A 10073-nucleotide genomic window follows, 5' to 3' on the forward strand; every position below is an offset into this window, starting at 1 on the left:
GGGGAAATCCGAAATGAACTTAGTCTTAATGGGGCTTCCGGGTGCTGGTAAAGGCACTCAGGCAGAACGAATTGTTGATGATTATGGGATCCCTCATATCTCAACAGGAGATATGTTCCGCGCTGCTATGAAAGAGGAGACACAACTTGGGCTCGAAGCAAAATCCTTTATCGATAAAGGAGAGCTTGTTCCTGATGAGGTCACAATCGGTATTGTTAGAGAAAGACTTGGCAAAAATGATTGTGAACAAGGTTTTCTTCTGGACGGATTTCCGCGAACAGTCGCTCAGGCTGAAGCTTTAGAAGAAATTCTAAAGGACCTTGGCAGAACGATTGATTATGTCATTAATATTAAAGTCGATAAAGATGCTTTGATGGAGCGTCTGACTGGCCGAAGAATTTGCAAAAATTGCGGAGCAACATATCATTTAGTATTCAATCCACCTGCGAAAGAAAATGTTTGCGACAAGTGCGGAGGCGAGCTTTATCAACGTGCAGATGATAATGCAGAAACCGTTTCGACTAGACTTGAAGTAAACTTAAAGCAGACTGAACCTTTACTGAACTTCTATTCAGAAAAAGGATATCTTGCAAACATTGATGGTGCGAAGCACATTAACGATGTATATGCAGATATTAAGGATCTGCTTGGAGGATTAAATAAATGATTATCTGTAAAACTCCTCGCGAGCTTGAGATTATGAGAGAAGCTGGACGTATTGTCGCACTGACTCATGAAGAGCTGAAGAAACACATAAAACCAGGTATTTCGACAAAAGAATTGGATCAAATTGCCGAACGTTTTATTACAAAGCAGGGTGCAATCCCATCTTTTAAAGGGTATAATGGTTTTCGCGGGAGCATTTGCGTTTCGGTGAATGAAGAACTCGTTCACGGTATTCCTGGTAAACGGGTTTTACGTGATGGTGACATCATTAGTATCGATATTGGCGCAAAGTTAAATGGCTATCATGGTGACTCTGCTTGGACTTATCCAGTTGGGGTAATCAGTGATGAAGACCGCAAACTACTGGAAGTCACAGAGGAATCTCTATATAAAGGCTTACAGGAAGCAAAGCCAGGCGAACGTCTGTCGAACATTTCCCATGCCATACAAACGTATGTTGAAAATGAGAATTTTTCAGTTGTTAGAGAATATGTTGGACATGGGGTCGGACAGGATCTTCATGAGGACCCTCAAATTCCTCATTATGGTCCGCCCAACAAAGGCCCGCGGCTAAAACCTGGAATGGTGTTGGCCATCGAACCGATGGTGAACGCAGGCAGCCGATATGTGAAAACATTGGCTGATAACTGGACGGTTGTAACGGTTGATGGGAAAAAGTGTGCTCACTTTGAGCATACGATTGCGATTACAGATACAGGTTTTGATATACTGACTAAGATTTAGGTCTTCACTGAAGCCTTTCAGGCCCAAATCGGGCAGGTTGTCTGTATAGTCCAAAGAAAGAACAAGATCAGTATACAGGTGTCATCGGCATATTCGTTGACTGCCATGTACTAATCGCAGACGGAGAAAAGCGTAAATTTCATTCTCCTAAGAAAAAATATCAATCATATAACCTTTTATGATTGCGTATCTCCGGAAGTTCAGAACAGTATATTCAAAACAGGTCGGGTGATAGATGAACAATTGAGAGATTCTCATTTGGACATTTGTCAGAGAGCAAGTTACTGATTTGAAGAAGGGAGAACACTTGAATGGCGAAAGACGATGTAATTGAAGTGGAAGGTACTGTAGCAGAAACTTTGCCAAACGCAATGTTCAAAGTTGAACTAGAGAATGGTCATACAGTTTTGGCTCATGTATCAGGAAAAATCCGTATGCACTTCATTCGCATTTTACCTGGAGACAAAGTTACGGTAGAATTATCTCCATATGACTTAACTCGTGGTAGAATTACGTACCGTTACAAATAAAGCAACTCCGGAAGAAGGAGGTTGGAAACACATGAAAGTGAGACCATCTGTTAAACCTATCTGTGAAAAATGTAAAGTGATTCGCAGAAAAGGAAAAGTAATGGTGATCTGTGAAAACCCAAAACATAAACAAAAACAAGGCTAATAACAAGGAGGTGCCCAAATCATGGCTCGTATTGCTGGTGTAGATATTCCACGTGATAAGCGTGTTGTCATTTCTTTAACATATGTTTTTGGAATTGGTCGTACGACTGCGCAACAAGTCCTTAAAGAAGCAGGTGTTTCTGAAGACACTCGCGTTCGCGATCTAACTGAAGACGAACTTGGTAAAATCCGTGATATCATTGACAAACTTAAAGTAGAAGGTGACCTTCGTCGTGAAGTTTCACTTAACATTAAGCGTCTAATTGAAATCGGAAGCTACCGCGGAATCCGTCATCGTAGAGGACTTCCTGTTCGTGGACAAAACACAAAAAACAACGCGCGTACTCGTAAAGGTCCGCGTCGTACTGTAGCTAACAAGAAAAAATAAGTAAAGGAGGTAGTTAAAGAATGGCTGCTGCTCGTAAACAAAATACGCGTAAACGTCGCGTGAAAAAGAATATTGAAGCTGGAATCGCTCATATCCGTTCCACTTTCAACAACACGATTGTAACGATTACTGATGTTCATGGAAACGCAATTTCTTGGTCAAGTGCTGGTGCATTAGGATTCAGAGGTTCTCGTAAATCTACTCCTTTCGCTGCACAAATGGCTGCTGAAACAGCTGCTAAAGGTTCTATCGAACACGGTCTTAAAACACTTGAAGTAACTGTTAAAGGTCCTGGTTCTGGTCGTGAAGCTGCAATTCGTGCGCTTCAAGCTGCAGGTCTTGAAGTTACTGCAATTAGAGACGTAACTCCAGTTCCTCATAACGGATGCCGTCCACCAAAACGTCGCCGCGTGTAATTTGTTTGTATAGATTTTGTGTCCCTGTCAATAATGGGTTATGATACAGTTATTTATGAGACGAATACACGACTCGTTGCCTGAGCACATACGGGACTAAACAATGAGGAATTTCGGATGGAATCTCATATGATTCTATTCGAGGTTTCGACGTTTTGAAGGAGGGTTTTATTAGATGATCGAAATTGAAAAACCAAAAATCGAAACGGTTGAAATCAGCGACGATGCCAAGTATGGCAAGTTTGTCGTAGAGCCACTTGAGCGTGGATATGGTACCACTTTAGGGAACTCCCTTCGTCGTATCCTTTTATCCTCACTTCCTGGTGCAGCTGTAACATCGATCCAGATAGATGGTGTCTTACACGAATTCTCAACGATCGAAGGCGTGGTTGAAGATGTTACAACGATTATCTTAAACATTAAAAAGCTTGCACTCAAAATCTACTCTGAAGAAGAGAAGACGCTTGAAATTGATGTACAAGATGAAGGTACTGTAACAGCTGCTGATATTACACACGACAGCGATATTGAAATCTTAAATCCAGATCTTCACATCGCAACTCTTGGCAAGAATGCGAGCTTCCGTGTTCGCTTAACTGCACAAAGAGGTCGCGGGTATAATCCTGCTGATGCAAACAAAAGAGACGATCAGCCAATCGGTGTGATTCCGATCGACTCAATCTATACACCTGTATCTCGTGTGACTTATCAAGTGGAGAACACCCGTGTTGGGCAAATCACAAACTATGATAAATTAACACTAGATGTATGGACTGATGGAAGCACAGGACCGAAAGAAGCGATCGCTCTAGGTTCTAAGATTTTAACTGAACACCTGAATATTTTCGTTGGGTTAACTGACGAAGCTCAGCATGCTGAAATCATGGTTGAGAAAGAAGAAGACCAAAAAGAAAAAGTGCTTGAAATGACAATTGAAGAGCTTGATCTTTCTGTTCGTTCTTACAACTGTTTGAAGCGTGCGGGTATTAACACTGTTCAAGAGCTTGCTAACAAGACAGAAGAGGATATGATGAAAGTTCGTAACCTTGGACGTAAATCTCTTGAAGAAGTGAAAGCGAAACTAGAAGAACTTGGACTGGGTCTTCGTAAAGACGATTGACTAGTTTCATTGTGAACTAGGATTTTCGTGTGTTTTTTATTCATACAGCATCTCTAATTAAGGAGGGGACATCACATGGCATACAGAAAGCTAGGACGCACTAGTGCACAACGTAAAGCAATGCTTCGTGACCTAACGACTGATTTGATCATCAACGAACGCATCGAAACAACTGAAACACGTGCGAAAGAACTTCGCTCTGTAGTTGAAAAAATGATCACTCTTGGCAAACGCGGAGATCTTCATGCTCGCCGTCAAGCTGCAGCTTACATTCGTAATGAAGTAGCTAACGCTGAAACAAACCAAGATGCACTTCAAAAATTATTCGCTGACGTTGCAACTCGCTACGAAGATCGCCAAGGTGGATACACTCGTATCATGAAGCTTGGACCTCGTCGCGGCGATGGCGCACCAATGGCTGTCATTGAATTAGTTTAATCACATATCGTGTATCTAAGAAAGGGCGGGACAGTTCATAACTGGATCTATGCCCTTTTTTAGGTACTACGGCTTTTTTTAGGAATAAGCAAAGAAGAGGTTGAGCTGAGAGGAGGTCCGGTAGAGATGGGGAAGACATTAATTGACGTAAAGGACATTGTATTTCGTTATCACAAGGATGCGGACAAGCCCGCTTTAGATCAAGTGTCACTGCATGTGAATCAAAATGAATGGCTCGCCATTGTTGGTCATAACGGTTCAGGTAAATCCACACTTGCCCGTGTGCTGAATGGGCTCATTTTACCGGATGCTGGTACGGTCAAGGTTGGAGAGATTGAGCTCAAAGAAGAAAGTGTTTGGGATATTCGCAAAAAGGTCGGAATGGTCTTTCAAAACCCAGATAACCAATTTGTGGGCTCAACGGTTCGTGATGATGTGGCTTTTGGTTTAGAAAATAACGGGGTTGAGCGGGAATTGATGATAGAACGTGTAGATTGGGCTGTCAAACAGGTCAATATGCAGGAGTTTCTTGATCAAGAGCCGCACCATCTATCAGGCGGGCAGAAGCAGAGAGTCGCTATTGCAGGTGTGCTTGCCGCAAGCCCTGACATCATGATCTTGGATGAAGCAACATCAATGCTTGATCCGATTGGCCGTGAAGAAGTGTTAGAGACTGTTAGACTTCTGAAGGAACAAGGTACAGTCACAGTCATTTCCATCACACATGATTTAGACGAGGCTGCCAAGGCAGACCGCGTCATTGTGATGAATGGCGGGAAGAAATTTGCCGAGGGAACGCCAGAGGAAGTATTTGAACTAGATGAACAGCTGGTTCAGATTGGACTTGATCTGCCATTCTCCTATCGCTTGAGCAAGCAATTGAAGCAGCAAGGTGTGCCGCTTGCAAATGCCCATTTGACACAAGAAGGATTGGTGAAAGAGCTATGGACATTACGATCAAAGAATTAGAGCATCGTTATCAAATGAAAACGCCGTTTGAGCGTCTCGCTTTGTATGATGTCAATGCTTCCATCAAAGAGGGCAGCTATGTCGCTGTCATTGGTCATACGGGCTCTGGCAAGTCTACATTGCTGCAGCATTTAAATGGATTGCTCAAACCAACGAAGGGGAGCATTGCGCTTGGAGAGACCATTTTACAAGCTAATAAAAAGCAGAAGGATATGAAACCCCTCCGGAAAAAGGTAGGCATCGTGTTTCAGTTTCCTGAACATCAGCTCTTTGAGGAAACCATCCTCAAGGATATCTGCTTTGGTCCAATGAACTTCGGTGTCCCTCAAGAGAAGGCAGAAGCGAAAGCGAAGGAGATGCTGAAACTGGTCGGTCTTCCTGAATCCCTATCATCTCGATCTCCCTTTGAACTAAGCGGCGGTCAAATGAGACGTGTGGCGATTGCAGGCGTTTTAGCGATGGAGCCAGAAGTGCTTGTGCTTGATGAGCCGACTGCTGGGCTGGATCCACGCGGACGGAAGGAAATCATGGACATGTTCTATGACCTTCATCAAAAGGCAAACCTTACTACGATCCTGGTCACACACAGTATGGAGGATGCCGCTCATTATGCGGATCAAATGATTGTGATGCATAAAGGGACAGTGAAGGCGACAGGTACGCCGAGAGAGTTGTTTGCCAATCGTACAGACATGTCTTCGTTTGGTCTCGACCTCCCAGAAACGATTAAATTCCAGCAGACTGTAGAAGAAAAGCTTGGAATTACGTTTCCAAGGCCGCTTCTGACCATGGATGAGATGGCAGAAGCCTTAACGGCTCTTTATCAGGAGGACACGACATCATGATGGATAGTATGATTATCGGCAAGTATGTGCCAGGCTCATCCTTTGTCCATCGTCTTGATCCAAGGACAAAGCTGTTATCAATTTTCTTTTTCGTCTTTATTGTCTTTTTTGCTAATAATTACATCACTTACGGGCTGTTAGGTGTCTTTACCATTCTTGTGGTGATGGTTTCTCAGGTGCCGCTATACTTTATTCTCAAGGGAATGAAGCCGATCCTATGGATTGTCCTGTTCACCTTTATTCTGCATATTTTCATGACAAAGGATGGCGCCTTGCTATTCCACTTTGGTTTTCTGAATATTTATGAAGAAGGTCTAAAGCAGGGGATCTTCATTTCACTCCGTTTTGTCTATCTCATTATGATGACGACACTTCTTACGTTAACGACAACGCCTATAGAAGTGACAGATGGGATGGAAAAACTGCTGCACCCGTTCCGTAAAATCAAACTGCCTGTTCATGAGCTTGCTCTCATGATGTCCATCTCTCTTCGGTTTATTCCGACGTTATTAGAAGAGACAGACAAAATCATGAAGGCACAAATGGCACGAGGCGTTGATTTTACAAGCGGACCTTTAAAGGATCGCCTGAAAGCTATCGTTCCTTTGCTTGTTCCGCTTTTCGTCAGTGCGTTTAAGCGTGCAGAGGAACTGGCGACCGCGATGGAAGCGAGAGGCTACCGCGGGGGAGAAGGACGGACGAAATACCGTCAGCTTGTCTGGGGCATGAAGGACACGTTCACGCTACTTCTATTCATCCTGTTAACAGCACTCCTTGTGCTGCTTAGAAATTAGGTGATTCCTAGATGAAGGTCAAATGTACCGTATCCTACGATGGGACACATTTTAAAGGCTATCAGGTGCAGCCAGGGCAGCGAACCGTTCAGACGGAGATTGAGTCTGCCCTTGCAAGAATGCACAAACAGGATGAACCGATTCCGATTGTGGCTTCCGGCCGGACAGACAGCGGTGTCCATGCAAAGGGACAGGTCATCCATTTTGAGACCCCGCTCTCGATCCCGATGGAGAGATGGCCTTTTGCCCTCAACAGCCTGCTGCCGGATGATATCCGTGTTCTAAAGGCTGAGGAGGTCGATGATTCGTTTCATGCCAGATTTGGTGTTGTTTCGAAGGAGTACCGTTATAAGGTCTCAACGGAAACACACCAAAATGTGTTCACGAGACAGTATGCCTGCCACTATCCTTACCGGCTGGATATCGATAAAATGAGAGAAGCCGCAAAGCACCTGATTGGGACACATGACTTTACAAGCTTTTGTGCGGCCAATACAGAGGTTCAGGACAAGGTGAGGGTTATTTATGCCCTCGAGTGGCAAAGCGTCTCAGACGGCCTTGAAATGCGTGTGAGAGGGAATGGTTTTTTATACAACATGGTGCGGATTATCGCTGGAACGTTGCTTGAAATCGGTTCTGGTAAATTTCACCCTGATGAGATAAAAGCCATGCTTGCCGCCCGAAATCGCGAAGCGGCAGGCAAGACTGCGCCTAGTCACGGACTGTATTTATGGGAAGTTTTCTATGACAACTAAACCAGGTGTAACATGTTCTTGACACAGGAAGCAGAAAGTTATAAGATATCATATGGTATGTATTTCAACCCCACAAATAAGCCCCGGAAGACTTATCTGTGTTTTGAAATAGAACGTAGCATTTGATTCAAGGAAAATTCATTGATTTATTTAGGAGGGAAACTCATGCGTACAACACCAATGGCGAACGCAAGCACAATTGAGCGCAAATGGCTAGTTGTTGATGCGGCAGGCAAGACTCTAGGTCGTCTTTCTACTGAAGTAGCATCACTTTTGCGCGGTAAGCACAAACCAACTTATACACCACACGTTGATACAGGTGATCATGTGATCATCATCAATGCTGAGAAAATCGAATTAACTGGTAAGAAATTGACGGACAAAATTTACTACCGTCACACGATGCACCCAGGTGGTTTGAAACAAAGAACTGCTCTTGAGATGCGTACAAACTACCCTGAAAAAATGTTGGAGCTTGCTATCAAAGGTATGCTTCCAAAGGGTCCACTAGGTCGTCAAATGTTCAAAAAATTAAATGTGTACCGTGGTTCTGAGCATCCACATCAAGCACAACAACCTGAAGTTTACGAACTTCGCGGTTAATTATAAGGGAGGTTAACAATTTGGCACAGGTTCAATATTACGGTACAGGTCGTCGTAAAAGTTCTGTAGCGCGCGTTCGCTTAGTTCCAGGTGAAGGCCGTATCGTCGTTAATAATCGTGAAATTACTGAATACATTCCATTCGCTGCTTTAATCGAAGACGTGAAACAGCCTTTGAACATCACAGAAACAGCTAACAGCTACGATGTTCTTGTAAATGTTCACGGTGGTGGATTCTCTGGTCAAGCTGGAGCAATTCGTCACGGTATCTCTCGTGCTCTTCTAGAAGTAGATCCTGAGTACCGTACACCACTTAAACGTGCTGGACTTCTTACTCGTGACTCTCGTATGAAAGAGCGTAAGAAATACGGTCTTAAAGGCGCACGTAGAGCTCCTCAGTTCTCAAAACGTTAATATATCAGCGATCCAAGGCTCTTTTCACATTTGTGGAAAGGGTCTTTTTGTTGTTTGGAATTAAAGAACACCCACAAAACACCCACTTTTTAAATGTCGATATATGATTGAAACAGTTCTGCTGTTCTTTCCTTAACCGTTTTGGTTACGTGCGTGTATATATTCATTGTTGTTTTAATATCACGATGGCCAAGACGAACTTGTACTTCTTTTACTGTTGCGCCAGCTTCAAATAATATCGAAGCGTGCGTATGTCTAAATCCATGTACCGTGATGGGGTGTAGATTATGAGTTTTAATAAAACTTTCTAACTTATCATTAGGGTATGCGAGACGCAACGGACGTTTATCTTCCCTTGTAAGCACGTTTTTTATGTCTAGGGTATCATTACTATTCAGGACGTGTTTTTGTTGCTGTATACGCCATTTCTTTAATATATCAACGGTTTTCGTGTCGATATGTATTGTTCTAGTTTGATATGTCTTAGCCTTTTGTATTATTTGTTTATCATCCTTAAAAAACAGTGTCTTAGAAATGAATATAGTACATTCATCAAAATCAATGTCATTCCATTCTAATGATAAAAGTTCTCCTTTCCTCATACCTGTATAAATTAACAAGTGGAACATTACATAATCTTGTTTATTGAGATTTAACTTTGCAAGTTTAAAAAAATCTTTAATTTCCTGTTTAGTCCAGAAATTTCTTTTTGGTTCTTCGACTAAAAAATCAGCTTCTTTTTTTGGGATGATTACATGTTCCATTGGATTGTTAACTATATAGTCCATACGTACGGCATATTTAAACACTTGATTGGCTTGTATCTTTACATCATTGACAGAATCAATTTGTTCCGCAATTTCATCAATCATTTTTTGACAATATTCTTTTGTAATGTCCTGAATTTTTAAATGACCGAATCTAGGAAGAATATGTTTTTTGAATTTTGATCCCAGAGTGTATTGAGTACTTGGTTTTAATCTTTTGGAGTGAGAAATCCACCAATTATCAAAGACCTGTTTGAATGTGGTTGAATTATTTGTAATATAAGTGCCGGTACTAATTTCTTGCTCTATCTTAGCTGCAGCCAGTTGAGCAGCTTTTTTTGTTGGAAACCCCCGTTTTGATTTTTCTTTAAACTTTCTGGATATTGGGTCTTTTATTTTTATGCGATATTCCCATGATCCGTTAGAGTGTTTTCTGAAACTGGCCATCTTTTTCCTCCTTGGCAGAAACGTATGTTCGATT

General features: G+C 42.4%; 15 protein-coding genes and 1 pseudogene. 15 read left to right on the top strand and 1 reads right to left on the bottom strand.

Going from position 1 to position 10073, the window contains the following annotated elements:
- The first annotated feature begins 13 nt into the window (after positions 1-13).
- The 15 genes and pseudogenes from NSQ76_RS00840 to rpsI all read left to right on the top strand — a co-directional run bounded on the left by NSQ76_RS00840 (position 14) and on the right by rpsI (position 8825).
- Positions 14-667, top strand: a complete 654-nt coding sequence (locus NSQ76_RS00840; protein ID WP_024425604.1) for an adenylate kinase — start codon at positions 14-16, stop codon at positions 665-667.
- Positions 664-1410 (top strand): type I methionyl aminopeptidase, encoded by a 747-nt coding sequence (map, locus tag NSQ76_RS00845; protein ID WP_003217210.1) that lies wholly within the window; start codon positions 664-666, stop codon positions 1408-1410. Before NSQ76_RS00840 ends, map begins: the two co-directional genes overlap by 4 nt.
- Before the next feature lie 27 nt (positions 1411-1437).
- Positions 1438-1744 (top strand): annotated as a pseudogene (locus tag NSQ76_RS00850) (KOW domain-containing RNA-binding protein).
- Positions 1722-1940 (top strand): translation initiation factor IF-1, encoded by a 219-nt coding sequence (infA, locus tag NSQ76_RS00855; protein WP_003217190.1) that lies wholly within the window; start codon positions 1722-1724, stop codon positions 1938-1940. The pseudogene NSQ76_RS00850 and the gene infA overlap by 23 nt, the downstream one beginning before the upstream one ends.
- Positions 1941-1971: 31 nt before the next feature.
- A complete protein-coding gene (gene rpmJ, locus NSQ76_RS00860) occupies positions 1972-2085 on the top strand; it encodes a 50S ribosomal protein L36 (RefSeq protein ID WP_003156543.1) in 114 nt (37 codons plus the stop codon).
- A 21-nt stretch (positions 2086-2106) separates the two neighbouring features.
- Positions 2107-2472, top strand: a complete 366-nt coding sequence (gene rpsM / locus NSQ76_RS00865; RefSeq protein ID WP_003217023.1) for a 30S ribosomal protein S13 — start codon at positions 2107-2109, stop codon at positions 2470-2472.
- 20 nt (positions 2473-2492) lie between these two features.
- Entirely contained in the window at positions 2493-2888 is a 396-nt protein-coding gene (gene rpsK / locus NSQ76_RS00870) for a 30S ribosomal protein S11 (RefSeq protein ID WP_003217231.1), read from the top strand.
- A gap of 175 nt (positions 2889-3063) precedes the next feature.
- On the top strand, positions 3064-4008 hold the full coding sequence (locus NSQ76_RS00875; RefSeq protein WP_003217009.1) for a DNA-directed RNA polymerase subunit alpha: 945 nt from the start codon (positions 3064-3066) through the stop codon (positions 4006-4008).
- 75 nt (positions 4009-4083) lie between these two features.
- Positions 4084-4446: a 50S ribosomal protein L17 gene (gene rplQ / locus NSQ76_RS00880; RefSeq protein ID WP_003216944.1), complete on the top strand. Its 363-nt coding sequence runs from the start codon at positions 4084-4086 to the stop codon at positions 4444-4446.
- Positions 4447-4572: 126 nt separating this feature from the next.
- A complete protein-coding gene (locus tag NSQ76_RS00885) occupies positions 4573-5415 on the top strand; it encodes an energy-coupling factor ABC transporter ATP-binding protein (protein ID WP_008356549.1) in 843 nt (280 codons plus the stop codon).
- Complete coding sequence (locus tag NSQ76_RS00890) at positions 5391-6260, top strand: energy-coupling factor ABC transporter ATP-binding protein (RefSeq protein ID WP_341051745.1); 870 nt, start codon at positions 5391-5393, stop codon at positions 6258-6260. Before NSQ76_RS00885 ends, NSQ76_RS00890 begins: the two co-directional genes overlap by 25 nt.
- On the top strand, positions 6257-7054 hold the full coding sequence (locus tag NSQ76_RS00895; protein WP_024425607.1) for an energy-coupling factor transporter transmembrane component T family protein: 798 nt from the start codon (positions 6257-6259) through the stop codon (positions 7052-7054). The genes NSQ76_RS00890 and NSQ76_RS00895 overlap by 4 nt, the downstream gene beginning before the upstream one ends.
- An 11-nt stretch (positions 7055-7065) precedes the next feature.
- Complete coding sequence (truA, locus tag NSQ76_RS00900; protein WP_024425868.1) at positions 7066-7809, top strand: tRNA pseudouridine(38-40) synthase TruA; 744 nt, start codon at positions 7066-7068, stop codon at positions 7807-7809.
- Positions 7810-7974: 165 nt separating this feature from the next.
- The gene (gene rplM, locus NSQ76_RS00905; RefSeq protein ID WP_003217042.1) at positions 7975-8412 is read left to right on the top strand and encodes a 50S ribosomal protein L13; all 438 of its coding nucleotides are present in this window, start codon (positions 7975-7977) and stop codon (positions 8410-8412) included.
- Positions 8413-8432: 20 nt separating this feature from the next.
- On the top strand, positions 8433-8825 hold the full coding sequence (gene rpsI / locus NSQ76_RS00910; RefSeq protein WP_007496354.1) for a 30S ribosomal protein S9: 393 nt from the start codon (positions 8433-8435) through the stop codon (positions 8823-8825).
- 89 nt (positions 8826-8914) lie between these two features.
- On the opposite strand, the gene NSQ76_RS00915 is transcribed toward rpsI, so the two are convergent.
- The gene (locus NSQ76_RS00915; protein WP_268453926.1) at positions 8915-10039 is read right to left on the bottom strand and encodes a tyrosine-type recombinase/integrase; all 1125 of its coding nucleotides are present in this window, start codon (positions 10037-10039) and stop codon (positions 8915-8917) included.
- Between the last annotated feature and the right edge of the window lie 34 nt (positions 10040-10073).

Source organism: Bacillus sp. FSL M8-0256, from assembly GCF_038005765.1.
GTDB lineage: Bacteria > Bacillota > Bacilli > Bacillales > Bacillaceae > Bacillus > Bacillus safensis.

Bases quoted from the DNA above. Each gene is read 5' to 3' on its own strand.
- NSQ76_RS00840 (WP_024425604.1), top strand. From the start codon at position 14: ATGAACTTAGTCTTAATGGGGCTTCCGGGTGCTGGTAAAGGCACTCAG.
- map (WP_003217210.1), top strand. From the start codon at position 664: ATGATTATCTGTAAAACTCCTCGCGAGCTTGAGATTATGAGAGAAGCT.
- infA (WP_003217190.1), top strand. From the start codon at position 1,722: ATGGCGAAAGACGATGTAATTGAAGTGGAAGGTACTGTAGCAGAAACT.
- rpmJ (WP_003156543.1), top strand. From the start codon at position 1,972: ATGAAAGTGAGACCATCTGTTAAACCTATCTGTGAAAAATGTAAAGTG.
- rpsM (WP_003217023.1), top strand. From the start codon at position 2,107: ATGGCTCGTATTGCTGGTGTAGATATTCCACGTGATAAGCGTGTTGTC.
- rpsK (WP_003217231.1), top strand. From the start codon at position 2,493: ATGGCTGCTGCTCGTAAACAAAATACGCGTAAACGTCGCGTGAAAAAG.
- NSQ76_RS00875 (WP_003217009.1), top strand. From the start codon at position 3,064: ATGATCGAAATTGAAAAACCAAAAATCGAAACGGTTGAAATCAGCGAC.
- rplQ (WP_003216944.1), top strand. From the start codon at position 4,084: ATGGCATACAGAAAGCTAGGACGCACTAGTGCACAACGTAAAGCAATG.
- NSQ76_RS00885 (WP_008356549.1), top strand. From the start codon at position 4,573: ATGGGGAAGACATTAATTGACGTAAAGGACATTGTATTTCGTTATCAC.
- NSQ76_RS00890 (WP_341051745.1), top strand. From the start codon at position 5,391: ATGGACATTACGATCAAAGAATTAGAGCATCGTTATCAAATGAAAACG.
- NSQ76_RS00895 (WP_024425607.1), top strand. From the start codon at position 6,257: ATGATGGATAGTATGATTATCGGCAAGTATGTGCCAGGCTCATCCTTT.
- truA (WP_024425868.1), top strand. From the start codon at position 7,066: ATGAAGGTCAAATGTACCGTATCCTACGATGGGACACATTTTAAAGGC.
- rplM (WP_003217042.1), top strand. From the start codon at position 7,975: ATGCGTACAACACCAATGGCGAACGCAAGCACAATTGAGCGCAAATGG.
- NSQ76_RS00915 (WP_268453926.1), bottom strand. From the start codon at position 10,039: ATGGCCAGTTTCAGAAAACACTCTAACGGATCATGGGAATATCGCATA.